25 protein-coding genes are annotated in these 25,351 nt (G+C 68.8%); 15 read left to right on the forward strand and 10 right to left on the reverse strand.

The annotated features are described in order from the left end of the window. Window positions 1-20: 20 nt before the first annotated feature. Together CYR75_RS01485 and CYR75_RS15925 are read left to right on the forward strand one after the other, a co-directional pair. Entirely contained in the window at window positions 21-1,391 is a 1,371-nt protein-coding gene (locus CYR75_RS01485; protein ID WP_101498521.1) for a glutamate--cysteine ligase, read from the forward strand. A 7-nt stretch (window positions 1,392-1,398) separates the two neighbouring features. Next, window positions 1,399-2,046, forward strand: coding sequence for a hypothetical protein (locus CYR75_RS15925; protein WP_158644552.1), 648 nt, complete (start codon window positions 1,399-1,401; stop codon window positions 2,044-2,046). A gap of 19 nt (window positions 2,047-2,065) precedes the next feature. Here CYR75_RS15925 and CYR75_RS01495 read toward each other — a convergent pair whose 3' ends face one another. Then, the gene (locus CYR75_RS01495) at window positions 2,066-2,920 is read right to left on the reverse strand and encodes a uracil-DNA glycosylase (protein ID WP_101498523.1); all 855 of its coding nucleotides are present in this window, start codon (window positions 2,918-2,920) and stop codon (window positions 2,066-2,068) included. A gap of 114 nt (window positions 2,921-3,034) precedes the next feature. Here CYR75_RS01495 and CYR75_RS01500 point away from each other — a divergent pair, with 114 nt between their 5' ends. From CYR75_RS01500 to plsY, 4 genes are read left to right on the forward strand one after another with little or no spacing between them, the layout of a single operon-like run. Continuing rightward, window positions 3,035-4,000: an aspartate carbamoyltransferase catalytic subunit gene (locus tag CYR75_RS01500; RefSeq protein WP_101498524.1), complete on the forward strand. Its 966-nt coding sequence runs from the start codon at window positions 3,035-3,037 to the stop codon at window positions 3,998-4,000. Beyond that, a complete protein-coding gene (locus CYR75_RS01505; RefSeq protein ID WP_101498525.1) occupies window positions 3,993-4,556 on the forward strand; it encodes an aspartate carbamoyltransferase catalytic subunit in 564 nt (187 codons plus the stop codon). The genes CYR75_RS01500 and CYR75_RS01505 overlap by 8 nt, the downstream gene beginning before the upstream one ends. Further along, a complete protein-coding gene (pyrC, locus tag CYR75_RS01510; RefSeq protein ID WP_101498526.1) occupies window positions 4,553-5,818 on the forward strand; it encodes a dihydroorotase in 1,266 nt (421 codons plus the stop codon). The genes CYR75_RS01505 and pyrC overlap by 4 nt, the downstream gene beginning before the upstream one ends. Continuing rightward, window positions 5,815-6,399, forward strand: a complete 585-nt coding sequence (gene plsY / locus CYR75_RS01515; protein WP_101498527.1) for a glycerol-3-phosphate 1-O-acyltransferase PlsY — start codon at window positions 5,815-5,817, stop codon at window positions 6,397-6,399. The genes pyrC and plsY overlap by 4 nt, the downstream gene beginning before the upstream one ends. A 58-nt stretch (window positions 6,400-6,457) precedes the next feature. Here the strand turns inward: plsY and CYR75_RS01520 are convergent, their stop codons facing one another. From CYR75_RS01520 to CYR75_RS01535, 4 genes are all read right to left on the reverse strand, one after another. Next, entirely contained in the window at window positions 6,458-7,756 is a 1,299-nt protein-coding gene (locus CYR75_RS01520) for an HlyD family type I secretion periplasmic adaptor subunit (RefSeq protein ID WP_101498528.1), read from the reverse strand. Next, window positions 7,753-9,471 carry a type I secretion system permease/ATPase gene (locus tag CYR75_RS01525; RefSeq protein WP_101498529.1) on the reverse strand — a complete coding sequence of 573 codons (1,719 nt, stop codon included), beginning with the start codon at window positions 9,469-9,471 and terminating at the stop codon, window positions 7,753-7,755. Before CYR75_RS01525 ends, CYR75_RS01520 begins: the two co-directional genes overlap by 4 nt. 127 nt (window positions 9,472-9,598) lie before the next feature. After that, on the reverse strand, window positions 9,599-11,953 hold the full coding sequence (locus tag CYR75_RS01530) for a transglycosylase domain-containing protein (protein WP_101498530.1): 2,355 nt from the start codon (window positions 11,951-11,953) through the stop codon (window positions 9,599-9,601). A gap of 159 nt (window positions 11,954-12,112) precedes the next feature. Continuing rightward, a complete protein-coding gene (locus CYR75_RS01535) occupies window positions 12,113-13,111 on the reverse strand; it encodes a polyprenyl synthetase family protein (RefSeq protein WP_101498531.1) in 999 nt (332 codons plus the stop codon). 72 nt (window positions 13,112-13,183) lie between these two features. Here CYR75_RS01535 and CYR75_RS01540 point away from each other — a divergent pair, with 72 nt between their 5' ends. The 3 genes from CYR75_RS01540 (at window position 13,184) to CYR75_RS01550 (ending at window position 14,367) form a co-directional block, all read left to right on the forward strand. Beyond that, a complete protein-coding gene (locus CYR75_RS01540; RefSeq protein WP_101498532.1) occupies window positions 13,184-13,393 on the forward strand; it encodes a putative signal transducing protein in 210 nt (69 codons plus the stop codon). Further along, window positions 13,386-14,138 carry a tRNA1(Val) (adenine(37)-N6)-methyltransferase gene (locus CYR75_RS01545; protein ID WP_101498533.1) on the forward strand — a complete coding sequence of 251 codons (753 nt, stop codon included), beginning with the start codon at window positions 13,386-13,388 and terminating at the stop codon, window positions 14,136-14,138. The genes CYR75_RS01540 and CYR75_RS01545 overlap by 8 nt, the downstream gene beginning before the upstream one ends. A gap of 64 nt (window positions 14,139-14,202) precedes the next feature. Continuing rightward, entirely contained in the window at window positions 14,203-14,367 is a 165-nt protein-coding gene (locus tag CYR75_RS01550; protein ID WP_101498534.1) for a YdcH family protein, read from the forward strand. An 81-nt stretch (window positions 14,368-14,448) separates the two neighbouring features. On the opposite strand, the gene phbB is transcribed toward CYR75_RS01550, so the two are convergent. From phbB to CYR75_RS01565, 3 genes are all read right to left on the reverse strand, one after another. Further along, window positions 14,449-15,174: an acetoacetyl-CoA reductase gene (phbB, locus tag CYR75_RS01555; RefSeq protein ID WP_101498535.1), complete on the reverse strand. Its 726-nt coding sequence runs from the start codon at window positions 15,172-15,174 to the stop codon at window positions 14,449-14,451. 89 nt (window positions 15,175-15,263) lie between these two features. Beyond that, window positions 15,264-16,436, reverse strand: coding sequence for an acetyl-CoA C-acetyltransferase (locus CYR75_RS01560; RefSeq protein WP_101498536.1), 1,173 nt, complete (start codon window positions 16,434-16,436; stop codon window positions 15,264-15,266). 239 nt (window positions 16,437-16,675) lie between these two features. Next, window positions 16,676-17,494 carry an EAL domain-containing protein gene (locus CYR75_RS01565; protein ID WP_101500804.1) on the reverse strand — a complete coding sequence of 273 codons (819 nt, stop codon included), beginning with the start codon at window positions 17,492-17,494 and terminating at the stop codon, window positions 16,676-16,678. A gap of 90 nt (window positions 17,495-17,584) precedes the next feature. On the opposite strand from CYR75_RS01565, the gene CYR75_RS01570 reads away from it, so the two are divergent. Next, on the forward strand, window positions 17,585-18,160 hold the full coding sequence (locus tag CYR75_RS01570; protein ID WP_101498537.1) for a DNA-3-methyladenine glycosylase I: 576 nt from the start codon (window positions 17,585-17,587) through the stop codon (window positions 18,158-18,160). On the opposite strand, the gene CYR75_RS01575 is transcribed toward CYR75_RS01570, so the two are convergent. Next, window positions 18,138-18,680, reverse strand: a complete 543-nt coding sequence (locus CYR75_RS01575) for a TlpA disulfide reductase family protein (RefSeq protein WP_101498538.1) — start codon at window positions 18,678-18,680, stop codon at window positions 18,138-18,140. The two genes, CYR75_RS01570 and CYR75_RS01575, sit on opposite strands and share 23 nt — an antisense overlap. 21 nt (window positions 18,681-18,701) lie before the next feature. On the opposite strand from CYR75_RS01575, the gene argH reads away from it, so the two are divergent. The 5 genes from argH (at window position 18,702) to CYR75_RS01595 (ending at window position 24,513) form a co-directional block, all read left to right on the forward strand. Beyond that, a complete protein-coding gene (gene argH / locus CYR75_RS01580; RefSeq protein ID WP_101500805.1) occupies window positions 18,702-20,105 on the forward strand; it encodes an argininosuccinate lyase in 1,404 nt (467 codons plus the stop codon). Beyond that, a complete protein-coding gene (locus CYR75_RS16190; protein ID WP_192876671.1) occupies window positions 20,102-20,245 on the forward strand; it encodes a hypothetical protein in 144 nt (47 codons plus the stop codon). Before argH ends, CYR75_RS16190 begins: the two co-directional genes overlap by 4 nt. Beyond that, a complete protein-coding gene (locus CYR75_RS01585) occupies window positions 20,235-20,486 on the forward strand; it encodes a DUF2834 domain-containing protein (RefSeq protein ID WP_101498539.1) in 252 nt (83 codons plus the stop codon). The genes CYR75_RS16190 and CYR75_RS01585 overlap by 11 nt, the downstream gene beginning before the upstream one ends. Continuing rightward, on the forward strand, window positions 20,486-21,754 hold the full coding sequence (gene lysA, locus CYR75_RS01590; RefSeq protein ID WP_101498540.1) for a diaminopimelate decarboxylase: 1,269 nt from the start codon (window positions 20,486-20,488) through the stop codon (window positions 21,752-21,754). Before CYR75_RS01585 ends, lysA begins: the two co-directional genes overlap by 1 nt. Window positions 21,755-21,849: 95 nt before the next feature. Beyond that, entirely contained in the window at window positions 21,850-24,513 is a 2,664-nt protein-coding gene (locus CYR75_RS01595; protein ID WP_101498541.1) for a DUF4175 domain-containing protein, read from the forward strand. 117 nt (window positions 24,514-24,630) lie between these two features. On the opposite strand, the gene CYR75_RS01600 is transcribed toward CYR75_RS01595, so the two are convergent. Further along, on the reverse strand, window positions 24,631-25,329 hold the full coding sequence (locus CYR75_RS01600) for a glutathione S-transferase N-terminal domain-containing protein (RefSeq protein ID WP_101500806.1): 699 nt from the start codon (window positions 25,327-25,329) through the stop codon (window positions 24,631-24,633). Window positions 25,330-25,351: the final 22 nt, after the last annotated feature.

The following is a 25,351-nucleotide window of genomic DNA, read 5'->3' on the forward strand; positions in this document are numbered from 1 at the left end:
TCATTAGCAAAGGGCCTGATATGTCCATACCCCAGCAGGGCGGCGGCCCGATCGAACGGCGCGAGCAGCTTGCCGAATACATCGCGTCCGGCGAAAAGCCCCGCGAGGATTGGCGCATTGGCACCGAGCACGAGAAATTCGGCTATTGCCGCGACAACCTTCTGCCGCTTCCCTATGACGGGCCGCGCTCGGTCAAGGCGGTGCTGGAAGGGCTGCAGCAGCGCTTTGGCTGGCAGCCGGTGCTGGAACAGGACAAGATCATCGGCCTGCAGCGCGGCGACGCGAATGTCAGCCTGGAACCGGGCGGGCAGTTGGAGCTGTCGGGCGCGCCGCTTGAAACGATCCACCAGACCTGCGACGAGGTGAACCAGCATCTGGCCGAGGTCAAGCAGGTCGCCGACGAGATCGGCGTGGGCTTCATCGGATTGGGCGCCGCGCCGATCTGGTCCGAAGAGCAGATGCCGATGATGCCAAAGGGGCGTTACGCGCTGATGACCCCCTATATGCGGCAGGTCGGCACGCTGGGCACCCAGATGATGTACCGGACCTGCACGGTGCAGGTGAACCTGGATTTCGCGTCGGAAGCCGACATGGTCCGCAAGCTGCGCGCCAGCCTGGCGCTGCAACCGGTGGCGACGGCGCTGTTCGCGAACTCGCCGTTCCTGGACGGCAAGCCCAACGGCATGAAATCCTGGCGCGCCCATATCTGGCAGAACCTCGACGACGCCCGCACCGGGATGCTGCCCTTCGTCTTCGACGAGGGCTTCGGATACGAGGCATGGGTGGACTATGTCCTCGATGTTCCGATGTATTTCGTCTATCGCGACGGGAACTACATCAACGCGCTGGGGCAGAGCTTCCGCGACTTCATGAATGGCCGCCTGCCCGCGCTGCCGGGCGAGGTGCCGACGCTGTCGGACTGGGCCGACCACATGACGACCGTCTTCCCCGAGGCGCGGGTCAAGAAATATCTGGAAATGCGCGGCGCCGATGGCGGGCCGTGGCGGCGGCTTTGCGCGCTGCCGGCGCTGTGGGTCGGGCTGCTGTATGACGAAACCTCGCTGGATGCGGCGCTGGATCTGGTGAAGAACCTCGACGCCGAAACCCGCGAGGGGCTGCGCCGTGCCGCCGCCCGCGACGGGTTGCAGGGGCAGGCGGGCGGCGTGCGCCTGCACGATCTGGCGCGCGAGGCCGTGGCCATCGCCGAGGCCGGGCTGAAGGCGCGCGCGCGTCCCGGCTCGGGCGGGCTGGTGCCGGACGAGACGCATTTCCTGAATGCGCTGAAGGAAAGCGTCGAGACCGGGCGCACCCCGGCGGATGAGTTGCTGGACCATTATCACGGCGATTGGCACGAAGATTTGACTCGCATCTATGCCGAGTATTCGTACTGATCCGGGCATGATTTCGCAGCTTCGTCACCGCCTCATCCAGATTGTCGAGTTCTTGCTGTGGCTTGGCGCCGCGGTCGCTCTGGGCGCCGTCTTGCGCGACGCGCTGTCGCAGCGCGAGGCGGGCTGGCGGGCGGTGCTGGACGTCGCCGCACCGGGCCTGTTGGCCGTGAGCGCGGTCATGGGCGCGCTGCTGATCGTGACCGGCATCTACCACAACACCCGCCGCAGCGCCGAGGCGATGGACCGCCTTGCCCGGCAGGGCGCGGGCAGCATCCGCCGCCTGTCCGGGGCGACGCGGCTAGAGACGCCGGTCGCGGCTGACCTGCCGCCGGCAGCGCCGCAGGCGGGACCGCCGAACTGGCCGCAGGCGATGCCGATGCAGCCCGCGCCGCAGCCGGTTGCCGCGCCTGTGTCCGAACCCGCGCCTGCGCCAGCCGCTCCCGCTTGGGTCGCTGCACCTGCGCCGCAAGCAGCCCCCGCTCGGCCACCCGAGCACCCGTCTGAACCCGCAGCCCACACCGCCGCCGATCCGTCGCCCGAAACCTTCCCCGTCGCCCCGCCCGATCCGGCCCCCGCCGCCGCCCCGAACGCCGCCAATGACGCCGCACCGCAGCGTCGGCGCGAGGCGATCCGGCGGCTCGGCCCGGCCTCGTAGTCGGCGCGGGAAGCCTGTTCTAAAGCCCCAGCTTCGCGGCCAGCGACAGCAGGTCCGCCCAGGACTCGCGCTTGGCGACCGGGTTTCGCAGCAGATAGGCCGGATGCGTCATCGGCAGCGCCGGGCGGTCAAACGCCGTGGTCCAATTGCCGCGCAGACGCAGGATGCCCTCGCGTCCCAATGCCGCGGCGCAGGGCGTATTGCCCATCAGCACCAGGAATTCGGGGTCGGCAAGCTCGACCTGCCGGCGCAGAAAGGGCAGGGACAGCGCGATTTCCTCGGCCGTGGGGCGGCGGTTGCCGGTCGGGCGCCATTTGATGACATTGGTGACATAGAGCGCGCGCGTCGCGTCGGGATCGGCGCGGCCCATGCCGATGGCGGCGAACATCTGGTCCAGCAACTGCCCGGCACGCCCGACAAAGGGCAGGCCGCGCGCGTCCTCCTCTTCGCCCGGCGCCTCGCCCAGGATCATCACGCGGGCCGCCGCCCGTCCATCGGCAAAGACGAAGTTCCGCGCCCCGCGCTTCAACTCGATCCCGTCGAAGCCCTGCTGCGCGGCAGCGAGGGCGTCCAGAGTTGCCGCCCCGGCCGCCAGCGCCTCTGCCTGCGCCAAAGCCTCCGCATGGTCATCACCCAGCAGGCTTTGCTGCGCCCCGACCGGCGGCGCGGCCTGCGCTGCGGCTGACACGCCCGCCGCCGGGGCAGCAGGCGCAGGCGGGGCCGCTGCCACCGCGGCAGGCGCGGGCAGGTCGGTGCGGTCGAGCGCTGCGTCCAGCATCGCCTCATCCGCGCCCATCTCGCGCTGCCATTCAAGCAGCGCAAGCGCGGTCGGGCCGTCGATCTCGACCCCCTGCCATGTCAGACGCGATTCCATGCCGCGACCCTAGGGCCGGGGCATGGCTGCGGCAAGGCCCGCGCCGCCCGCACTTGCCGCATCCCGCGCGGTTTGCGATAGAGGAACCGCACCGGACCAGCGAAGGGGTTCCTGATGACGTTCCGCGCCCGACATCTGCTGGGGATCGAACCGCTTTCGCCCTCGGACATCACCTCGATCCTCGATCTGGCGGACAGCTATGTCGCGCTGAACCGGCGCACGATCAAGCGCGCGGACGCGCTGGCGGGGATGACGCAGATCAACATGTTCTTCGAGAACTCGACCCGCACCCAGGCGAGCTTCGAGCTGGCCGGGATGCGGCTGGGGGCGGATGTGATGAACATGTCGATGGCGCAATCCAGCCTGAAAAAGGGCGAGACGCTGATCGACACCGCGCTGACGCTGAACGCCATGCGGCCCGATCTGCTGGTCGTGCGCCACCCGCAATCCGGCGCGGTCAACCTGCTGGCGGAAAAGGTGAATTGCGCCGTGCTGAACGCCGGCGACGGGCGGCACGAGCATCCGACGCAGGCGTTGCTGGACGCGCTGACCATCCGCCGCGCCAAGGGGCGGCTGCACCGGCTGACGGTCGCGATCTGCGGCGACATCGCGCATAGCCGGGTCGCGCGTTCGAACCTGCTGCTGCTGGGCAAGATGGAAAGCCGCCTGCGCCTGATCGGCCCGGCCACACTGATGCCCGCCGGCGCCGCCGAACTGGGCTGCGAGGTCTATGAGGACATGCGCGAGGGGCTGCAGGGCGCCGATGTGGTGATGATGCTGCGCCTGCAGCGCGAGCGGATGGATGGCGGCTTCATCCCGTCCGAGCGGGAATATTACCACCGCTGGGGGCTGAACGCGGACAAGCTCGCCTGCGCCGCGCCCGACGCCATCGTCATGCATCCCGGCCCGATGAATCGCGGCGTCGAGATCGACGGCACCATCGCCGACGACATCAACCGCAGCGTCATTCAGGACCAGGTCGAGATGGGCGTCGCCGTCCGCATGGCAGCGATGGACCTGCTCGCGCGCAACCTGCGCGCCGAGCGCGGGCTGGCGGCGGCCGGTGGGCAATATGTCTAGAACCGCCACCCTGTCGGGCGAGACGCCCGGTCCGGGCTGGCAGGGCATCCTCGATCCGGGCGAGCGCATCCTGTGGCAGGGCCAGCCCGACAGCCGCCCGCATATCGGACTGGCGGAGATCAAATCGGCGACGCCGGGGCTGATGATGTCGGGCTTCGCGCTGATCTGGATGCTGATGGCGGCGCAGGCGAGCCTGCTGTTCGCCATGTTCGGGCTGCTGTTTCTGGGCAAGGGCGTGCTGGACGTGGCGCAACGGCTGATCCTGCCCTCGTTCACCCGCTCGCGCAGCTGGTACACGCTGACCGACCGCCGGGCCATCGTCGCGACCGACCTGCCGTTCCAGGGCAGGCGGCTGAAAAGCTGGCCCATCGGCCCCGCCTCGCTGGTCGAATATGTCGCCAGCGAGCCGCCCAGCGTGCTTTTCGGTCCCGAGACCATCGACCGGCGCGAGCGCGCCGGGTTCCACTTCATCCCCGAGGCCGACCGGGTCATGACGCTGCTGCGCCAGATCCAGTCCGGCCGGGCCGCCACCGCGCCAGAGGAAGGCTTTCGATGATCCTGCATTTCGACAATGCGCGCCTGATCGACCCCGAACAGGACCGCGATGCGCCGGGCAGCCTGACGGTCAGCGACGGTGTCATCACAGCCCGCGACGGCGCCGCGCCCGACGGGGCCAAGGTGATCGATTGCGGCGGGCGCTGTCTGGCGCCGGGGATCGTCGACTGGGGCGTCAAGGTCGGTGAGCCGGGCGAGCGGCACAAGGAATCCTATGCCAGCGCCGGGCGCGCGGCGGCGGCGGGCGGCATCACCACCATGGTCGTGCGGCCCGACACGAACCCGCCGCTCGACACGCCCGAGGCGCTCTCCTTCGTCATCCGCCGCGCCGCCGATGATGCGGCGGTCCGCGTCCGCCACATGGCCGCGCTGACCCGGCGCCGCGAGGGGCGCGAGATGGTCGAGATGGCGTTTCTGCTGGATGCGGGCGCCGTGGCCTTCACCGACGGGGTTCGCGTGGTCGCCGATACGCGGCTGATGAGCCGCTGCCTGACCTATGCGCGCGGGCTGGGCGCGCTGATCGTCGGCCACCCGCAAGAGCCGATCCTGTCGCGCGGCGCGGCGGCGACCAAGGGGAAATTCGCCTCGCTCTACGGCATTCCCGACGTCTCGCCGCTGGCCGAGCTGATGGGCCTTGAGCGTGATCTGGCCCTGGTGGCGATGACCGGCGGGCGCTATCACGCCGACCAGATCACCACGGCGGCGGCCTTGCCCGCTCTGGCCCGCGCGCGCAAGGCGGGGCTGGACGTCACGGCGGGCGTCTCGATCCATCACCTGACGCTGAACGAGTTCGACGTCGCCGGCTATCGGACCTTTTTCCGCTTCACCCCGCCGCTGCGGACCGAAGATGACCGGGCGGCAATGGTCCGGGCCGTGGCCGAGGGCGAGATCGACGTCATCGCCTCGTTCCACACGCCGCAGGACGAGGAATCGAAGCGCCTGCCCTATGCCGAGGCCGCGCCGGGGGCGGTGGGGCTTCAGACCCTGCTGCCGGCGGCGCTGCGGCTGCATCATCAGGACGGGCTGACGCTGGCGCAGCTGTTCCGGGCGCTGTCGCTGAACCCCGCGCGCCGGCTGGGCCTGCCGGGCGGGACGCTGGCGGTGGACGCGCCGGCCGATCTGGTGCTGTTCGATCCCGGCGCGCCCTTCGTGCTCGACCGCTTCGCGCTGCTGTCGAAGTCCAAGAACACGCCCTTTGACGGGGCGCGGATGCAGGGGCGGGTGCTGGGCACCTGGGTCGGCGGCGAGAGGGTGTTTGGATGATGGCGGCATTGTGGGCGTTTGCGGGGTATCTGCTGGGCTCGATTCCCTTCGGCATCGTGATCACGCGGCTGCTGGGGCTGGGCGATCTGCGCCAGATCGGGTCGGGCAATATCGGTGCGACGAACGTCCTGCGCACCGGGCACAAGGGCGCGGCGCTGGCGACGCTGCTGCTGGACAGCGGCAAGGGCGCGATCGCGGTGCTGCTGGCCCGCTGGCTGGGCGGCGACATCGCGGCGGTGCTGGCCGGGGCGGGGGCGATCCTGGGACATTGCTTTCCGGTCTGGCTCGGCTTTCGCGGCGGCAAGGGGGTGGCGACCTTCCTCGGGACGGTGATCGCGCTGTCGTGGCCGCTGGGGTTGATGTGCTGCGCGATCTGGCTGGTGGCGGCGGCGATCTTCCGGATCAGTTCGCTCGCCGCGCTGATTGCGGCGACGGCGTCGCCGCTGATCGCGGTGGCGATGGGCCAAAGCCTGATCGCGGCGGCGGTGGCCTTCATGGCCGCATTGGTGATCTTTCGCCACCGCGAGAATATCGAGCGGCTGCGCGCCGGCACCGAACCCAGGATCGGCCGCAAGCGATGATTGAGCGTCCATTGGGCGTTCGTGTTGCACTGTGATCCGGTTGCCGCCGGCCATGGGATCAACTCTCACGCATGGCACGGGCAAAGTAATCCGTGAACGGCTTCAGCAGATAGGCGGCAGGGCTGCGCAGGCCGGTCTGGATGTGGATCTCGACCGGCATCCCGGGCAGCAGCGGCAGGTCGCCAGCGCCGCCCGCCGAAATCGCGATCTCGGCGCGGTAGAAGATGCCGCGCGTCGTCTCGTCGGTCAGCGCGTCGGCCGAGATGCGATCGACCACCGCCTCGATCTGCGGCGTGAGGCGGGTGTTGAAGCCGGGCAGATGCAGCCGGACCGGCTGCCCCGGGCGCACCTCGTCGATGTGGATCGCGGCGATGCGGGCCGCGACGACCAGAGGCCGGTCCTGCGGCACCAGATACAGCACCGGATCGGCGGGCCGCAGCACGGCGCGGGGCGTGGTGATCTGCAACTGATGCACGATCCCGGCGACCGGCGCGGTGATGTCCAGCCGCGCGATGCGGTCGCGCAGCGCCTGACGCCGCTCGGCCAGTTCCAGCTCGCGATAGCCGAGGTCGCGCAGCTCGCTCTCGGCCTGCTCGCGCCGCTCGCCCTGCCGCTGCAGCCGCGTCATGGCGATCTCGGCCTTGCGCGCCTCGGCCTGCGCCTTCAGCGCCTGCAGCTCACCGATCTGTCCCTCGATGGCCGCCGCTTCTCGCTCCAAGGCCAGGATGCGCGGCATCTGGGCCAGCCCCTTGTCTAGCAGGCTGCGCTGATTGGCCAGTTCTTCCGCGATCAGGCCACGCTGCGTTCGGACGGCAGCCGCCTGCGCGTCGATCCCGTCGATCTGGCTGGTCAACTGGTCAAGCTGGATCGCAAGCTGGTCCAGCGACTGCTGAAAGCCCAGCAGACGGGCCGCGAACAGGCTCTCCTGCCCCGCGAGCACGTCGCGCAGGCGCGGGTCTGCGCGCGCGGCGGCTGTGAGCGGGTCCGGAAACCGGATCTCGGCGCTGCCGTCGCGTTCCGCCTCGAGCCGGCCACGGCGGGCGAGAACCTCGTGATACTGCCCCTCAATGATGGTCAGTTCGGTCTGCAGCAGACTGCCGTCGAGGCGGATCAGCACCTCGCCCTGTTCGACCGGCTGGCCATCGCGCACGAGGATCTGCGCCACCACCCCGCCATCGGGATGCTGGACGATCTGGCGATGCTGCTCGACCTCGATCTGGCCGCTGGCGACGATGGCGCCGGCGATGCGGGCGCTGGCGGCCCAGACGCCGAAGCCCGCGACCAGCACGAACAGCGCCGCCAGCCCCATGATCAGCGGCCCGCGCGCGGACGCGCGACCGGTGGCGCCCCGGCTCATGCCACACCCCCGGCCATGCGCGCATTGCGGATCACCTGCGCGTTCTGTACCACCGATTTCAGCACCTCGTCGCGCGGCCCAGAGCGCCGGACCACGCCGCGTTCCAGCACCAGCAGCAGGTCGCATTCGGCAATCGCGGCCGGGCGATGCGCCATGATCATCACCGCGCCGCCCTGCGCCTTGAGGCGCCGAATGGCGCTGTTCAGCGCCATCGAGCCCTCATTGTCGAGGTTCGCGTTGGGCTCGTCCAGGACCAGCAGCACCGGGTCGGTGTAGAGCGCCCGCGCCAGACCGATCCGCTGGATCTGCCCGCCCGACAGCTGCGCGCCCGCCTGCGACAGCGGCGTGTCGTAGCCGTCCGAGAGGTCGAGGATCATCTGGTGGGCGTCGGCGGCGCGGGCGGCCTGAACGACGCGCTCGGCATCCGGCTGCGGGTCGAGCCGGGCGATGTTCTCGGCCACGCTGCCGTCGAACAGCGTCACCTGCTGCGGCAGATAGCCGATCAGCCGGCCCAGCGCATCGGGCGCATATTGATCCAGCGCGGCACCACCCAGGCGGATCGACCCCGCCGCCTGCGGCCAAGCGCCGATCACCGCGCGCGCCAGCGTCGATTTGCCGGCGCCAGAGGTGCCGATGACGCCGACCGCCTGTCCCGGCTCCAGCACCAGGTCCAGCCCGCGCAGCGTCGGCAGCCGCCGGCCCGGCGGGATAACGTCGAGGCGGTCGATCTCGAGCCGCGCGACGGGCCGGGGCAGGGCGGTGCGCGCCGGGGCCTGTGGGCAGCGCGAGAGCAGCGCCGCCAGATCGCGCCAGCCGTCCTGCGCGCGCTGCACGCGCGGCCATTGCGCGACCAGCACCTCGACCGGCTGCAGGGCGCGGCCCATCAGGATCGAGGCCGCGATCATGGCGCCGGGGCTGAGCTGCCCGCGCAGGACCAGCCACGCGCCAACCGCGAGCATCCCGCTTTGCAGGAACATGCGGAAGCCGCGCGAGATGGTGGCGTAAAGCAGGCCGGTATCGCCGCTTTGCAGGGCGGCTTCCGCCGCGCGGTCGCGCAGGCGCAGCCAGCGCGTCAGGCTCGCATCGCGCATCCCGAGCGCGGCGATCAGCTCGCCGTCATGCCGGAACAGCTCTGACATGCGGTCGGCGGATTGGCCGGCGCTGGTCAACTCGCGCAGCGCCCGGCGACCGGCGAGCTGGTTGAGCCATGTCGTCAGCACCAGCACCGCGCCGCCAATCAGGGCGACGCCGCCTAGCAACGGGTGGAACACGAAGACCGCGCCCAGATAGATCGGCGCAAAGGGCAGGTCGAACACCGCCAGCGCCACCGGAGAGGCGATCAGCCCGCGCACCGCGTCCAGATCGCGCACGCCGCCGCGCGGGGGCGCGTTGTCCGGCCCCCGCGACAGCGCCGCATCGAAGACCCGCGCCTGCAATCGGTCCTGCCAGCGCAGCGCGATGCGTTGCATGATCCGGCCGCGCGCCAGATCGACGATGCCGAGGATGATGAACAGGAACACCACCAGCAGAAACAGCGCCGCGAGGGTCTCGACCGAGTGCGACACCAGCACGCGGTCATAGGTCTGCAGCATGAACAGCGGGCCGGTCAGCATCAGCAGGTTGACGGTCAGCGAGAACAGCGCGACGCAGGCCAGCAGCCCGGTGCTGCCCTGTCCGGCCCGGTGCAGCTCGGCCCTGCCGTCACGATCAGCCATGCCCAACCCCCATCTTTGCCCGTCGCCCCGGTTCGGGCGAATCGCGCAAGATCGGGTATAGGGCAGAAAGATTACCAACCGCTTGCTGCGGGCCGGTGGGGGCGGGGCGCCATCGCGCCCCGCAGGGTCAGTTGAGGCCTTCGATGCCCCGCAGGACGTCGCCCAAGGGGTCGCTTTCCCCCGCATCGGGCGCATCGGTGACGCCGCGACCGGCATCGAGCGAGGTGAAGGTCTGCTCGGCCGAGCGGGGCGGGCCGCCACTGCCGCCCTGTCCCAAGGCCTGCGACAGCGCGTCGGCCAGCGGCTCTGCGCTGCCGCTGACCAGCGGCTGCCCGGCAGGCGCACCGGCGGAATCGCCCTGCATGTCGCTTAGCGCCGCCGACAGCGCATCGGCCAGCGCGTCGTCGCCGCGCACCGAAGGCGCCACGCCGTCGCCGATCCGCGAGCCCTCGTCGCCGACGAAGCGGCCCAGAGGCTCGGCCGGAAGGCCCTCGTGGATGTCGGTCATCACCGCCTGCCAGATCTCGGCCGGAAGGCCACCGCCGGTCACACCGCTGAGCGGGGTGTTGTCGTCATAGCCCATCCAGACCCCGGTCACGAACTGGTCGGTGAAGCCGATGAACCACGCGTCGCGATAGGACGAGGTGGTGCCGGTCTTGCCCGCCGCCTCGCGTCCCGCCAGTTTGGCGCGGGTGCCGGTGCCGTTCTGGATCACCTGCTGCATCATGTAGATCAGGTCGCGCGCCGCCTGCTGCGAGATCACCCGCTGGCCCATGCCGCCGGTCTTGGCGATCATCGGGCTGTTGTCGCCGCGCACCCGCAGCTCGACCACGCCGTAAGGCCGCACGGCGCGGCCACCATTGCGGATCCCGGCATAGGCGCCGGTCATTTCCAGCAGCGTCGTGTCGAAGACGCCCAGCCCCAGCGAGGGCACGTTGGGCAGGTTCACACCCACGCCGAATTCTTCCGCGATGCGGCGGACCGAGGCGCGGCCGGCTTTCTCCTGAATGCGGATGGTCGCCGTGTTCAGCGATTTCGACAGCGCGGTGGTCAGGGTGACATCGCCGGAGAAGCGGCGGCTGTAGTTCTGCGGCGACCACGGGCGGCTGCCCTTGATGTTGATGGTCAGCGGGCCGTCATGGATGATGCTGTCGGGCCGCATCCCCTGATCCAGCCCGGCCGCAAAGACGAAGGGCTTGAAGCTGGACCCGGTCTGCCGCTTGGCCTGGGTGGCGCGGTTGAACACGCCCGAGACCTTGCTGTCGCGCCCGCCGATCATCGCCCGCACCGCGCCATCGGCGGACAGCACCACGACCGCGGCCTCGGCCTTGGAGCTGTCCTTGACCTTTTCGTCGAAGATCCGCTTCAGCCCGCGCTCGGCCGCCGCCTGCACCTTCTGGTCGAAGGTGGTCAGGATGGTCACATCCTCGGTCGTTTCGGTGGTCAGAAAGCCGGGCCCGGATTCCATCAGCCAGTCGGCGAAATAGCCGCCCGCACGGGCGGCGGCGGCGGCCGACAGCACGGCGGGATTGGCGCGAGCCTGCTGATACTCGGCCTCGGTGATCCGGTCCTGTTCGCGCATCAATTGCAGCACCACGGCGGCGCGATCCTGCGCGCGCTGGATGTCGGAGGTCGGCGCGAAATAGCTGGGCGCCTTCAGCAGCCCGGCCAGCATCGCCGATTCGGCCACGCTGATGTTGTCGGCGTGACGGCCGAAATACCGCTCGGCCGCGGCCTCGAAGCCGCGCGCCCCGCCGCCCAGGTAAGAGCGGTTCATGTAGATGTTGAGGATCTCGTCCTTGCTGTATTTCAGTTCCAGCGCGAAGGAGAACGGCACTTCCTTGATCTTGCGCCACAGGCTGCTTTCGCGGCACTCGGCCTCATAGGCGGCCTCGTCCTTCCAGCGGGTCGGGTCGAAGGTCTCGCCCAGGCACAGCAGTTTCGAGACCTGCTGCGTGATGGTCGAGCCGCCATGCCCGTCCAGCGGCCCGCGCCCGGCGGCCATGTTGATTCGGATCGCGCTGGCGATGCCGCGCGGGTCGATGCCCAGATGCTGATAAAAACGCCGGTCCTCGGTCGCGACCACGGCGTCGCGCAGCGAGGGCGCGATCTTGTCCGGCGTGACGGTGCCGAAGGTCTCGCCGCGCCAGGCAAAGACCTTGCCCTCGCGGTCGAGCAACGTCACCCCGCCGCGCGCGCGCCCGTCGAACAGCGCCGCGGCCTGCGGAAGCTGCGAGTAGTAATAAAAGGTCGAGACGCCGATCAGCAGCAGCACGGTGACGATCGTGGCCCAGATGGTGCCGAAAAAGGCGCGCCAAAGCAGACGGAAGAACCCGCTCACCCCCCGCGTCAACGCATTGCCGCGCCGGACCGGGGCGCGGCGGCCGGACTTGCCGCGCGGGGTCTGTGCCGAGGGCTTGGTCGGGTTCGCGTATCGCCGTTCGGCCACGACCCGACGGCGCTTGCGAGGTGGTTCTGCCATGTGCTGCCTGTATTCCTGCGCGGCCGGTTCCCCCGGCCTGATTGCCAACAGCATACACAAGGCATCCGGGGATGCGAAGTCAAATGACCAGTCCGTGTAGGCCGCGTGGGTGCGGATATGCGCGGAAATCCGCGAATGGGGATGGTCGCGGTGGGGCCGTCAGGACAGCCGCGCGACCACGAAATCCGCCAGATCGGACAGGATCGGCCGCAGCGGGTGGTCGGGCAGGGGCTTCAGCGCCTGACGCGCCCGGTCGGCCCAATGCAGCGCGTCGTCGCGTGACGCGGCCAGCGTGCCGTGGCGGGCCATGATCTCAAGCGCCTTGGCCAGATCGCCCTCTTGCTGGTCGCCGCGTTCGATGGTGCGCTGCCAGAAGGACCGCTCTTCCGGCGTGGCAAGGGCGATGGCCTTGATGACCGGCAGGGTCAGCTTGCGCTCGCGGAAATCATCGCCGGTGTTCTTGCCGATGGCGGCCGTGGTGCCGCCGTAATCCAGCAGATCGTCCGCGATCTGAAAGGCGATGCCCAGCGCGTCGCCGTAATCGAACAGCGCCTGCACCCGCTCGGGCGGGGCGCCGGCGATGACCGCGCCGACCTCGGTCGCGGCCGAAAACAGCGCGGCGGTCTTGCCGCGGATGACCTGCAGATAGATGTCCTCATCCGTGGACAGGTCGCGCGCGGCGGTCAGTTGCAGCACCTCGCCCTCGGAGATCACGGCCGAGGCGTTGGACAGGATCTCGAGCACGCGCATGACGCCGGTTTCGGTCATCAGCTGAAACGCGCGGGCCAGCAGATAATCGCCGACCAGCACGCTGGATTTGTTGTCCCACAGCAGGTTCGCGGTGGGTCGCCCGCGCCGCTGGCTGCTTTCATCGACGACATCGTCATGCAGCAGGGTCGCGGTGTGAATGAACTCGACCGTGGCCGCCAGATGGACGTGATAGGGCCCGCCATAGCCGCACAGCCGGGCCGCCGCCAGCGTCAGCATCGGCCGCAGCCGCTTGCCGCCGGCCTCGACCAGATGGGCGGTCACCTCGGGGATGCGGGGCGCGTGGCGCGAGGCCATGCGTTCGCGGATCAGCGCGTTCACGGCCTCCATCTCGGCGCCCAAGGCTTCCGCCAGTTGATCCATCGGAGTGTCAGTCACAGAAACGTCCATGGCAAATCCCTTTCGCCTCATGCCATTGCCACGCGATTTACAGCGGCGCAACTGCCCGATACCCTCTGGCCCATGAAAGAGCTGTTGCGAACCACCGATCCGCTGCGCCTGATGCGCGCCCAAGACGTCCTGCGCGCCGACGGGATCGAAAGCTTTGCCTTCGACCAGCATATGAGCGTGCTGGAAGGATCGCTGGGCATCCTGCCGCGCCGCCTGATGGTCGCGGATCGCGACCTGTTCATGGCGCGGGCGATCCTGCGCGACCACGACCTGCATGATTGAGACGCGAATCGACGCCTTTCTGGGCGGCGCCTTGCAGATCGAACAACCGCTGCGCGGCTATCGCGCCGGCGCCGATGCGGTGATGCTGGCGGCGGCCTGCGCGGCCCGACAAGGCGAGAGCGTGCTGGAACTGGGTTGCGGGGCAGGGGTCGCGGCGCTTTGCCTCGCCTCGCGGGTGCCGGGGGTCGATCTGTGGGCGGTCGAGCGGGATGCGCGGTTCGCGGCACTCGCCCGTGACAATGCGGCGCGGAACGGGGCGAGCCTGTCGGTGGTGCAGGCCGATCTTGCCGATCTGCCGCCGGACCTGCGGGGGCGGAACTTTGACCATGTCATGCTGAACCCGCCCTTTTTCGCCGCCGGCACGCCCTCGCCCGACAGCCTGCGCGCCCATGCAAGGCACGAGGAGACGCCGCTGACGACATGGCTCGACTGCGCGCTGCGGCGGTTGCGGCCGGGCGGGCATGTGACGCTGATCCATCTGGCGTCGCGGCTGGACAAGATCCTGACGCTGCTTGCCGGACGGGCCGGGGCGGTGGCGATCCTGCCGATCTCGGCACGGCGCGGACGGGCGGCGGGGCGGGTGATCGTGCAGGCCCGCAAGGGGTCGGCGGCGGGGTTGCGGCTGCTTTACCCCTTCATCATGCATCAGGCCCCTGGCCACGCGGGCGATGCCGAGGATCTGACCGCCGAGGCGCAGGCGGTTCTGCGTCACAATGGCGCCATCTCGCTTATTCAGCCCGAATGAGGGTGACAGAATCGGGGATCTGTGGTGCAATCCGGATGTTCGACAAGCGCACAGGAGGACTTAAATGTCGGTTGACGCTCACATCGAGAAGCTCCGCGAAAAACATGAAAAGGTTTCCAGGGCCGTAGAGCAGGCGCAACGCGCGCCTGGCGCATCCGATTTGGAGATTACCGAGATGAAGCGCGAAAAGCTTCGTCTCAAGGAACAGATAGAGCGGCTGAACGCCTGACCCGATCTGCAAAGAAAGGCCCGCGATCACGCGGGCCTTTTGACGTGTTGGTTGGCCCGCCAATGGCGGGCCTTGGCATGTCTAGCTGAAGAACTGCGCCCCGTTCGCCGAAATCGTCGAACCCGAGATGAAGCCCGCATCGTCCGAGGCCAGGAACACCACGCAGCGCGCGATTTCCTCGGGCTCGCCCAGCCGTCCGACCGGGATCTGCGGGATGATCCGCTCGTTCAGCACCTTTTCGTCGATGGCCCGCACCATTTCGGTGCCGATATAGCCCGGCGCGATGGCGTTGACGGTGATACCGGCGCGCGCACCTTCCTGCGCGAGGGCGCGGGTAAAGCCGATGTCGCCGGCCTTGGCGGCGGAATAGTTCGCCTGCCCGGCCTGACCCTTCTGCCCGTTGACCGAGCTGATATTGACCACCCGCCCGAACTTGCGGTCGCGCATCCCGGTCCAGACCGCGTGGGTCATGTTGAACAGCCCGGTCAGGTTGGTGTCGATGACCTCTTTCCACTGCTGCGGCGTCATCCGGTGGAACATGGCATCGCGGGTGATGCCGGCATTGTTGACCAGCACGGCGACCGGGCCCAGATCGGCCTCGACCCGGCTGATCCCGTCGGCGCAGGCATCATAATCCGCGACCGACCATTTATAGGTCTTGATCCCGGTTTCGTCCGAGAACGCCTTGGCGGCCTCGTCATTGCCGGCATAGTTGGCCGCGACGGTGTATCCTTCATCCGCCAGGGCTTTCGAGATCGCGGCGCCGATGCCGCGCGTTCCCCCAGTGACCACTGCAACCTTGGACATGTCATTCCCCCCATTTAAACGCGCTTCTGAAATAATCTTAGGCGGTCAACGCGGCCGCGCGCAACAAGATTGCGCGCGGCCGGTCAGTCTCAGCGCTCGACGCAGAGCGCGACGCCCATGCCGCCGCCGATGCAAAGGGTGGCGAGACCCTTCTTGGCGTCGCGGCGGGCCATTTCGAACAGCAGCGTGTTCAGGATCCGCGCGCCCGAGGCACCGATCGGGTGGCCGATGGCGATCGCGCCGCCGTTCACGTTGACGATGTCGGGGTTCCAGCCCATCTCCTTGTTGACGGCGCAGGCCTGCGCGGCAAAGGCCTCGTTGGCCTCGATCAGGTCCAGATCGGCGGCTTTCCAGCCGGCCTTTTCCAGCGCCTTGCGGCTGGCCGGGATGGGGCCGGTGCCCATGATGGCAGGGTCGAGCCCGGCCGAGGCGTAAGAGGCGATGCGCGCCAGCGGGGTCAGGCCCCGGCGCGCGGCCTCGTCCTCGGTCATGACCATCACCGCGGCGGCGCCGTCGTTCAGCCCCGAGGCGTTGGCGGCGGTCACGGTCCCGTCCTTGGTGAAGGCGGGGCGCAGCTTTTGCATGGTCTCGATATTGGCGCCGTCGCGGATATATTCGTCATCCTCGATCACCACATCGCCCTTGCGGCCCTTGACGGTGAAGGGGACGATCTCGTCCTTGAAGCGGCCTTCCTTCTTGGCGGCCTCGGCCTTGTTCTGGCTGGCGACGGCGAAATTGTCCTGCTCTTCCCGCGTGATCGACCATTGGTCGGCCACATTCTCGGCCGTCTGGCCCATGTGATAGTTGTTGAACGCGTCCCACAGCCCGTCGCGGATCATGGTGTCCAGCATCTTGACGTCGCCCATCTTCTGCCCGGCGCGCAGATAGGCGGCATGGGTCGACATCGACATGGATTCCTGACCGCCGGCCAGAACTACCTGCGCGTCGCCCAGAATGACCTGTTGGGCGGCAATCGCCACCGCGCGCAGACCCGAGCCGCAGACCTGGTTCAGAAGCCAGGCCGGCGCTTCCTTGGGCAGACCGGCATTGATATGGGCTTGGCGGCCGGGGTTCTGACCCTGCCCGGCGGTCAGCACCTGCCCGAGGATGGTCTCGCTGACCTCGGCCGGGTCGACGCCGGCGCGGCGGACCACCTCGGCCAGGACGGCGGCGCCCAGATCATGGGCGGGAATATTCGCGAAAGAGCCGAGGAAACTGCCGACAGGCGTGCGGGCAGCAGAGACGATAACGGCTTTTGTCATGGGCGTGTTCCTTCGGGTGTTCGGAGTTTGCCGGCGCGAGGCCGTGCTGGCTTCAGAATGCCGAACTGCGACGCCGCGTCAAGGCGAAGCCCTGTCGCGGCCCGCTGGCGGGGCCTGCGCAGGCTGTGGAACCGCGCCTTTCGCCGTCCCCAGTGAGCAGGCCGGGGGCACTCTGGCGTCGGCAGCCGCATGGGCATCCCCGCGTGCCATGGCCGCTCCTCGGCACCCTTCCACAGACCCTATCGCCGCGCCGCCTGCGGGCTGTGCCAGGGCGGGGTCAGGGTCGGCGCGCCGAAGTAATAGCCTTGCAGGCAGTCGATCCCCATCTCGATCAGGAAGGCCGCGTCTTCAGCGGTTTCGACGGATTCCGCGACGGTGAACATGTCGAAGTGATGCGCGATGGCCTGCAGCGCGGTTGTCAGCACCTGATTGTCGGGCATCTGGGCGATCCTGCGGATGAACTGCCCGTCGATCTTGATCATGTCGAAGCTGAAATCGCGCAGATAGCGGAACGAGGTATAGCCCGCGCCGAAATCGTCGAGCGCGAAGCTGACGCCGCGTTCCTGCAGCTCGCGCATGAAGGGGACCATGATCTCGGGCAGGTCCATCGCCGAGCTTTCCGTCACCTCGAGGATCAGGCGTTCCGCGATCTGCGGGTCGCCAGCGGTGCCCAGCCGCAGCGTTTCCATCCAGGCCGGGTGGCCGATCGAGCGCGCGGACATGTTGACCGACAGGCGCAGCCCCGGGTCCTGCTGCAGCGCCTGCAGCCCCAGCGACAGCGCCACCGAATCGATGCGGCGGCCCAGTTCGGTCTTTTCCGACGCCGGCAGGAAATCGCGCAGCGGCACGAAGCGCCCGGAGTCGTCGGTGACGCGAATCAGCCCCTCGTAGAACGCCACATGCTGCGGGCGGTCGGCGGGCACGACGGGTTGATAGGCCAGCATCACCTGTCCCGTGGCCAATGCCCGTTCGACGACATCCATCGTCATCAACGCCTTCTGCTCGATCACGTAATCCAACGCCGAGCCGTCCTGTGTGTCCGCTTCCTGATCCGTCATGGCCGCATCCTTGCTGTCTTTCCGCATCCTCGCGATGATGGCTTAACATCGGGTGAAGCCCGACCGTTTTTGCCATTAAGGATTAACCCCATGACCGAGCGTTGCGGATGGTGCGGCAGCGATCCGCTTTATGTTGCCTATCACGACTCCGAATGGGGCGTGCCCGAGCGTAACCCCCGCGCGCTATGGGAAAAGCTGGTGCTGGACGGGTTTCAGGCGGGGTTGAGCTGGATCACGATCCTGCGCAAGCGCGAGGCGCTGCGGGCCCAGTTCGACGGTTTCGACCCCGAGCGTGTGGCCGGCTGGACGGAGAAAAATATCGAAAATGCGATGCAGAATCCCGCGATCATCCGGCATCGGGGCAAGATCGCGGGCGCCGTCACCAGCGCACGTCTGTTCATCGAGATCGAATCGCGGCAGGGATTCGCGCCCTTCCTGTGGTCCTTCGTCGATCACGCGCCGATCCAGAACCGATGGGCGACGCTGGCCGATGTGCCCGCCGCCACCGCAGAATCGAAAGCCATGGCAGCGGCGCTGAAGCGGCAGGGCTTTGCCTTTTGCGGGCCGGTGATCTGCTATGCCTTCATGCAGGCGGTGGGCATGGTGAACGACCACCTGACATGCTGTCACCGGCACCAGCCGGTCAGGGCGCTGTCAGCTGGGTGACAATGGCCTGCGCGGTTTCGGAATCCCATTCCGCCGGACCCATCATGCGCGCCACCTCGTTGCCCTCGGCGTCGATCAGGATGGTCGCTGGCAGCGCCACGACGCCGAAATCGCGGGCCAGCGCCTGCCGCGAATCGAGCAGGATGGGCAGCGCGTCCAGTTCGGCCTCGGCATAGAACTTGTCGATGGCCTTGGGCGGGTTGCGGCCCGCGGCGATGGTCAGGACGGCGAAATCCTCACCCCCGAACTGCTTTTCCAGCGCGTTCAGGGCCGGCATCTCTTCGCGGCAGGGCGCGCACCAGGTCGCCCAGAAGTTCAGCAGCAGCGCCTTGCCCTGATGATCCGACAGCCGATGCTCGCCGCCGTCGGGGTCGGTATAGGGCGTGTCCGAGACCGGCTTGCCATCGCCTGCGGCCAGTTCGATCCCGCCTGCGCGGGCGGCGTCAAGATCGACCTCGCCCGCCATCGCCATGTTTGCACCGGCAGCAAGCGCCGTATAAAGGATCAGCATACGCAGCATGTTAACCTCTTGGACGTGATCATGACCGACGCCTCGACCCCGAACGACACCGCGAATGCCATGTGGGGCGGGCGTTTCGCCGCGGGACCGGACGCGATCATGACGGCGATCAACGCCTCGATCGGGTTCGACCGCAGGCTGTACGCCCAGGATATCCGGGGCAGCCGGGCCCATGCCGCGATGCTTGCGGCGCAGGGCATCATCACCTCTAGCGATGCCGAGGCGATCCGGGAAGGGCTGCTCACCGTTTTGTCAGAAATCGAGGCCGGCGGATTCCCCTTCAGCGAGGCGCTGGAAGATATTCACATGAACGTCGAGGCCCGGCTGAAGGAACTGGTGGGCGAACCGGCGGGGCGGCTGCACACGGGGCGGTCGCGCAACGACCAGGTGGCGACGGATTTCCGGCTGTGGGTGCGCGACCAGTGCGATGCGGCCATTGACGGGCTGCGGGCGCTGATCGGTGCGGCGCTGAGCCAGGCCGAGGCCGGGGCGGATTGGGTGATGCCGGGCTTTACCCATCTGCAGACCGCGCAGCCGGTGACATGGGGTCATCACATGATGGCCTATGTCGAGATGTTCGGCCGCGATCTGTCGCGGTTTCAGGATGCGCGCCGGCGGATGAACGAATCGCCTTTGGGCGCGGCGGCGCTGGCCGGCACCGGCTATCCCATCGACCGCCACGCGACGGCGGAGGCGCTGGGCTTTGACGCGCCGATGGCCAACAGCCTCGACGCGGTCAGCGACCGGGACTTCGCGCTCGAGTTCCTGTCGGCGGCCTCGATCTGCGCGGTGCATCTGTCGCGGCTGGCGGAAGAGCTGGTGATCTGGTCTTCGGCCCAGTTCCGCTTTGTCGCCATGTCGGACAAGTGGTCCACCGGGTCCAGCATCATGCCGCAAAAGCGCAACCCCGACGCGGCCGAGCTGATCCGCGCCAAGATCGGCCGGATTCTGGGCGCGACGGTGGCGCTGTTCACGGTGATGAAGGGCCTGCCCTTGGCCTATTCCAAGGACATGCAGGAAGATAAAGAGCAGGTCTTCGACGCCGCCGACCACCTGCTGCTGGCGCTGGCCGCCATGGCCGGGATGCTGTCGGACCTGACCGCCGATCCGCAGCGGCTGGAACAGGCGGCGAGTGCCGGGTTCTCGACCGCGACCGATCTGGCCGACTGGCTGGTGCGCGAGGCCGGTCTGCCCTTCCGCGACGCCCACCACGTCACCGGCTCGCTGGTCGCCATGGCCGAGGCGCGGGGCGTCGATCTGCCGGAACTGACGCTGGACGACATGCAAAGCGTGCATGGCAGCATCACCGAGGACGTGTTCGGCGTGCTGGGCGTTCACAATTCCGTCGCGTCGCGGCAAAGCTATGGCGGCACGGCGCCAGATCAGGTCCGGGCGCAGATCGCCCGTTGGAAGGAAAAACTATGAAATATGTGGCTGTTGCCTCGGCGCTGTTGCTGACCGCCTGTGGCGTGGCGGGCGCGCCCGAGCGTCCCGTCGCCTCGGACCCGCCGGGCCTGAGCGTGTCGGGCGATGCGCGGGTCGGCCTGCGGGTGGATGGGCTTTGATCTGACGCCGCTGCGGCTGGTCTGGCTGGGGCTGGCGCTGCTGGGCGCCGTGCTGGGTCTGCCGCCGGGGCTGCCCGACGCCTCGGGCGCGGTTGCGGCGCTGACGCTGGCGCTGTGGTCGCTGATCGAGACCACGCTGCGCCGCAACTGGCCGGGGCTTCTGACGCTGCCGGCGCTGACGCTGGGGCTTGGCTGCGCGCTGCCGCTTTATCTTTTCCTTCGCTCTCGCAGGATCGTCTGATGGATCATTTCAACTACCGTGACGGCGTTCTGCATGCCGAGGATGTGCCCCTGACCCGCATCGCGGCCGAGGTCGGGACGCCCGTCTATGTCTATTCCGCCGCCACGCTGACCCGGCATTTCAACGTCTTTCAGCAGGCGCTGCACTGGGCGCCCGACTATCTGATCTGCTACGCGGTCAAGGCCAATTCCAACATCGCGGTGCTGAAGCTGCTGGGCGATCTGGGGGCCGGGATGGATGTCGTCTCGATCGGCGAATATGCCCGCGCCCGCACCGCCGGGGTGCCGGGCGAGCGGATCGTCTTTTCCGGGGTCGGCAAGACGCGCGACGAGATGCGGCTGGCGCTGGAAGGCGGCATCCGCCAGTTCAACGTCGAATCCGAACCCGAATTGCTGGCGCTGTCCGAGGTTGCGTCCGGCATGGGTGCCGTCGCGCCCATCGCGGTGCGCGTGAACCCCGATGTCGACGCGAAGACGCATGAAAAGATCGCCACCGGCAAGGCCGAGAACAAGTTCGGCATCCCGCTGGCCCGCGCGCGCGAGGTCTATGCCCAGGCCGCCCGTCTGCCGGGGATCGAGGTGGTCGGCGTCGACATGCATATCGGCAGCCAGCTGACCGATCTGGAACCCTATCGGCAGGCCTATGCCAAGATGGCCGATCTGACCCGCGCCCTGCGCGAGGACGGGCACGTCATCAGCCGCCTCGACATGGGCGGCGGGCTGGGCATCCCCTATCGCCGCGACAATAACGCGCCGCCTCTGCCCATCGAATACGGACAGGTGATCCGCGAAACGGTGGGCGATCTGGGCTGCTCGATCGAGATCGAGCCGGGCCGCAACATCGCCGGCAATGCCGGCGTGCTGCTGAGCCGGGTGATCTATGTGAAGAACGGCGAGGACCGCGATTTCCTGATCGTCGATGCTGCGATGAACGATCTGATCCGCCCGGCGATGTATGGCGCCCATCACGACATCGTGCCGGTCATCGAGGCCCCGCCGGGGGTCGAGCGGCAGCCTTATGACGTGGTCGGGCCGATCTGCGAATCGGGCGACACCTTCCGCAAGGGGGCCGAACTGCCGGCGCTGTCGGCAGAGGATCTGGTCGCCTTCCGCTCGGCCGGGGCCTATGGCGCGGTGATGTCGTCGGAATACAACACCCGCCCGCTGATCCCCGAGGTGATGGTCGATGGCGAGCGTTTCGCCGTCATCCGCGCCCGCCCGACGCTGGAAGAGATGCTCTCGCGCGAGACGCTGCCGGATTGGTTCTAGCCCCGGTTGCGGGCGCGTGTTCGCTGACCGGCGACGTCCCGTCTTAGCGCTTGCCGCTGCGGCTTCGAACCCGCAGGATAAGCGGTGAACACGCCATGAACGACAACGCCGCCCCGCCCCAAGACGACGCCGCGCAGCCGCAGGACCGCGCGCGCATCGCCCTGTCCGACAGCGGCGGCTTTCCCGCGCCCACCGCGCGCGCGCTGCGCCTGACCCGCTGGGGCCTCTGGTGGGAGGCCTCGATCCGCGCCTTCTGGCCGCTGCTGACCCTTGCCGGTTGCGGCGTGGCGGCGCTGTCGCTGGGGCTGGTCGAGGCGCTGCCGGCGGCGCTTCAGCGCATCACCCTATGGGGTCTTTCTGGCCTGCTGCTGGCGGCGCTGCTTTGGGGTCTGTGGCGGTTTCGGCGGCCGCGGCGCGAGGACGCCTGGGCGCGGCTGGATGACAGCCTGCCCGGCCGTCCCCTGACCGCGCTGCGCGACACGCCTGCGCTCGGCACCGATGGCGCGCTGTGGCAGGCGCATCTGGCGCAGATGGCGGCGCGCGCCGCCGCTGCTCGTCCGGTGCCGCCCGACGCGCATCTGACCCGGCGCGACCCCTTTGCGCTGCGGCTGGCCGGGCTGACGGCGGCGGTCATGGCGCTGCTGTTCGGCAGCGCCGGCAATCTAGGGCAGGGGCTGGCGGCCCTCGCGCCGCTGCGCCCGCTGACCGGCATTGAGCCGACCACCCCCACCGGCCCCGGCTGGGAAGGCTGGGCCGAGCCGCCGCCCTATACCCGCAAGCCGACGCTTTACCTGAACGCGCAGCCGCAGGGCGCGGTGCTGGACCTGCCCAAGGGCAGCACCATCAGCTTGCGGCTTTACGGTGACACCGACGGCGTCACGCAGGACATCGGCACGCCGCTGCCGACCGAAGGACAGGACCGCGCGCCGCGCTTTCGGGTCGAGCAGGATGGCAGCCTGACCATCGCCGGCACGCGCTTCGACATCAGCGTGCGGCCCGACGCGGCGCCCTCGGTCACGCTGGGGCCGGCGGCAGAGCGGCGGGCGGATGGGCGGCTGGTCCAGACCTTCGCCGCAAGCGACGATTACGGCGTGACCGAGGGGCAGGCGCATATCACGCTGGACCTGGACCGCGTCCCGCGCCGCTTCGGCCTTGCCACCCCGCCCGAGCCGCGCGACGAGTTGCGCGTGGCGCTGCCCTTGCCCGGCATCCGCCCGCAGGTCGAGGGGCAGCTTTCGGCGGATCTGAAAAAACACCCCTGGGCGAACCTGCCGGTGCGGCTGGAACTGCGCGTCACCGACGGGATCGGGCAGATCGGGACGTCTTCGCAGCTGACGATGGACCTGCCCGGCCGGCGCTTTTTCGACCCCCTCGCCGCGGCGCTGATCGAGCTGCGCCGAGACCTGCTGTGGTCGCGCCAGAACGCGCCGCAGGCGGCGCGGCTGCTGCGCGCGATCCTGTGGCAGCCGCAGGATCTGGCCGACCCGGCGACCCTGCGAGATCTGCGCGCGGTGTCGGTGGGGCTGGCCGCCGACCCGATGACCGACCTGCAGCGCGACGCGCTGGCCGAGGGGCTGTGGCGCATCGCCGAGCAGATCGAGGATGGTGGCCTCGCCGATGCGCTGGAACGGATGCGCCGGGCGCAGGAACGGCTGTCGCAGGCGATGAAGCGCGGCGCCTCGGCCGACGAGATCCGCGAGTTGATGGAGGAGCTGCGCCGCGCCACCGACGATTATCTGGACCGGCTGGCCGAGCAGGGCGAGAACGACCCCTCGGACCGCTTCAATCGCGGCCCGGCACAGATGCTCAGCGGCGATCAGATCCAGCAGATGATGGACGACATCCAGCGCCTGATGAATGAGGGCCGCATGGCCGAGGCGCAGGCGTTGCTGGACCAGTTCAACCGCATGATGGAGAACATGCAGGTCCGCCGGACCGAGGGCGAGGGGCAGGGCGAAAGCTCGTCCGACCGCATGGCGCGGACCCTGCGCGAACAGCAGGATCTGGCGGACCGCACCTTCCGGCAGATGCAGGATGACTGGATGGGGCTGGGCGAGCCCTCGTTTGATCAGGGCGGTGCCGGGCAGGAAGGTGGCGAGGAAACCGGCGAGGACGGCGCGGCAGGCGGTGGCGATCCCGGCCCCGGTGGGGCGGGCGCCGAGGACGGCGGCAGCGAGGGCGCGCCCGGCAGCGGGGCCGCGGCCAGCCGCGATCCGCAGGACATGGCCGACGAACAGTCGATCCTGCGCGACGATCTGGGGATGCAGCGCGGCCTGCTGCCCGAGCGCGGCAGCGAGCAGGGCGACGCGGCCGGGCAGGCGATGGACCGGGCCGGTCGGGCGATGCAGCAGGCCGAACGCGCGCTGCGTCAGGGCGACATGGCCGAGGCGATGGACCGCCAAGCCGAGGCCATCGAGTCGCTGCGCGAGGGGATCAGGGCGCTGGGACGCGGCGACCGGCGCGCAGGCTCGGAAGGCGGCGAGGACGGCCAGGGGCAGGGCCAGCAGGCCGACGCGCCCTCGGGCCAGCCGGGCGAGGGGCAGGCGCGCGACAGCCGGTCCACCCAACGCCGCGACCCCTTGGGCCGGGCGCTGCAGGGGCTGGGCGGCGGCATCGCCACCGACGACTCACTCGGCAGCCTCGAAGACGGCGACACCCGCGCCCGCGAGCTGCAGGACGAGATCCGCCGCCGTCTGGGCGACCGCGACCGCCCGCAGATCGAGCGAGACTATCTGGACCGGCTGATCGACCGGTTCTGAGGGCGGGCGGGGTCTGCAAATGGCCGATTTTTAATAAGGGAGTAGCGCCACACCGGGGTTAGTTTATCGGCGGCTTCATTCCTGCCCCTGACCGAAAAGACAAATCGGAAGAGCCTGTTACGGCGTCACTTCCAGCCCGCGCTGCACGGCGGGGCGGTCGAAGAAGCGCTGCTTCCACCGCATCACGTTGTCGAAGCTGTTCAGTTCGGTCTGCTCGACCGCCTCATAGAACACATCCAGCGTCCGCACCCAGGGCGCGGTGGCGATATCGGCAATCGAGAAGCTGCCGGTGATCCAGTCGCGCCCCTCCAACTGCCGATCCAGCACGCCCAGCAGGCGGCGCGCCTCGGCATAATAGCGCTCGCGCGGGCGGTTATCCTCGATCTCGCTGCCCTTGTAGCGGTGGAAATAGCCGAGCTGGCCGAACATCGGGCCGACGCCGCCCATCTGCCACATCAGCCATTGCAGGGTGTGATAGCGCTCGGCCCCGTCGGCGGGCAGGAACAGCCCGGTCTTGTCGGCCAGATAGATCAGGATCGCCCCGCTTTCCCAGAGCGGCATCGGCTTGCCGCCCGGCCCGTCCGGGTCGATGATCGCCGGAATCTTGTGGTTCGGGTTCAGCGACAGGAACTCGGGCGTTTTCTGATCCTCGGGGTCGGAAATGCTGATCCGGTGCGCCTCGTAATCCAGCCCCATCTCTTCCAGCGCGATCGAGGCCTTTTGCCCGTTCGGCGTGCCCAGACTGTAGAGCTGGATGACATCGGGGCGCGTGGCGGGCCAGCGGCGGGTGATCGGAAAATCGGAAAGAGCGGTCATGATGAAATGGCTTACCTGCTGA

It is taken from the genome of Paracoccus jeotgali, assembly GCF_002865605.1.
Classification (GTDB): Bacteria; Pseudomonadota; Alphaproteobacteria; order Rhodobacterales; family Rhodobacteraceae; genus Paracoccus; species Paracoccus jeotgali.

Bases quoted from the DNA above. Each gene is read 5' to 3' on its own strand.
- CYR75_RS01485 (WP_101498521.1), top strand. From the start codon at position 21: ATGTCCATACCCCAGCAGGGCGGCGGCCCGATCGAACGGCGCGAGCAG.
- CYR75_RS15925 (WP_158644552.1), top strand. From the start codon at position 1,399: ATGATTTCGCAGCTTCGTCACCGCCTCATCCAGATTGTCGAGTTCTTG.
- CYR75_RS01495 (WP_101498523.1), bottom strand. From the start codon at position 2,920: ATGGAATCGCGTCTGACATGGCAGGGGGTCGAGATCGACGGCCCGACC.
- CYR75_RS01500 (WP_101498524.1), top strand. From the start codon at position 3,035: ATGACGTTCCGCGCCCGACATCTGCTGGGGATCGAACCGCTTTCGCCC.
- CYR75_RS01505 (WP_101498525.1), top strand. From the start codon at position 3,993: ATGTCTAGAACCGCCACCCTGTCGGGCGAGACGCCCGGTCCGGGCTGG.
- pyrC (WP_101498526.1), top strand. From the start codon at position 4,553: ATGATCCTGCATTTCGACAATGCGCGCCTGATCGACCCCGAACAGGAC.
- plsY (WP_101498527.1), top strand. From the start codon at position 5,815: ATGATGGCGGCATTGTGGGCGTTTGCGGGGTATCTGCTGGGCTCGATT.
- CYR75_RS01520 (WP_101498528.1), bottom strand. From the start codon at position 7,756: ATGAGCCGGGGCGCCACCGGTCGCGCGTCCGCGCGCGGGCCGCTGATC.
- CYR75_RS01525 (WP_101498529.1), bottom strand. From the start codon at position 9,471: ATGGCTGATCGTGACGGCAGGGCCGAGCTGCACCGGGCCGGACAGGGC.
- CYR75_RS01530 (WP_101498530.1), bottom strand. From the start codon at position 11,953: ATGGCAGAACCACCTCGCAAGCGCCGTCGGGTCGTGGCCGAACGGCGA.
- CYR75_RS01535 (WP_101498531.1), bottom strand. From the start codon at position 13,111: ATGGACGTTTCTGTGACTGACACTCCGATGGATCAACTGGCGGAAGCC.
- CYR75_RS01540 (WP_101498532.1), top strand. From the start codon at position 13,184: ATGAAAGAGCTGTTGCGAACCACCGATCCGCTGCGCCTGATGCGCGCC.
- CYR75_RS01545 (WP_101498533.1), top strand. From the start codon at position 13,386: ATGATTGAGACGCGAATCGACGCCTTTCTGGGCGGCGCCTTGCAGATC.
- CYR75_RS01550 (WP_101498534.1), top strand. From the start codon at position 14,203: ATGTCGGTTGACGCTCACATCGAGAAGCTCCGCGAAAAACATGAAAAG.
- phbB (WP_101498535.1), bottom strand. From the start codon at position 15,174: ATGTCCAAGGTTGCAGTGGTCACTGGGGGAACGCGCGGCATCGGCGCC.
- CYR75_RS01560 (WP_101498536.1), bottom strand. From the start codon at position 16,436: ATGACAAAAGCCGTTATCGTCTCTGCTGCCCGCACGCCTGTCGGCAGT.
- CYR75_RS01565 (WP_101500804.1), bottom strand. From the start codon at position 17,494: ATGACGGATCAGGAAGCGGACACACAGGACGGCTCGGCGTTGGATTAC.
- CYR75_RS01570 (WP_101498537.1), top strand. From the start codon at position 17,585: ATGACCGAGCGTTGCGGATGGTGCGGCAGCGATCCGCTTTATGTTGCC.
- CYR75_RS01575 (WP_101498538.1), bottom strand. From the start codon at position 18,680: ATGCTGCGTATGCTGATCCTTTATACGGCGCTTGCTGCCGGTGCAAAC.
- argH (WP_101500805.1), top strand. From the start codon at position 18,702: ATGACCGACGCCTCGACCCCGAACGACACCGCGAATGCCATGTGGGGC.
- CYR75_RS16190 (WP_192876671.1), top strand. From the start codon at position 20,102: ATGAAATATGTGGCTGTTGCCTCGGCGCTGTTGCTGACCGCCTGTGGC.
- CYR75_RS01585 (WP_101498539.1), top strand. From the start codon at position 20,235: ATGGGCTTTGATCTGACGCCGCTGCGGCTGGTCTGGCTGGGGCTGGCG.
- lysA (WP_101498540.1), top strand. From the start codon at position 20,486: ATGGATCATTTCAACTACCGTGACGGCGTTCTGCATGCCGAGGATGTG.
- CYR75_RS01595 (WP_101498541.1), top strand. From the start codon at position 21,850: ATGAACGACAACGCCGCCCCGCCCCAAGACGACGCCGCGCAGCCGCAG.
- CYR75_RS01600 (WP_101500806.1), bottom strand. From the start codon at position 25,329: ATGACCGCTCTTTCCGATTTTCCGATCACCCGCCGCTGGCCCGCCACG.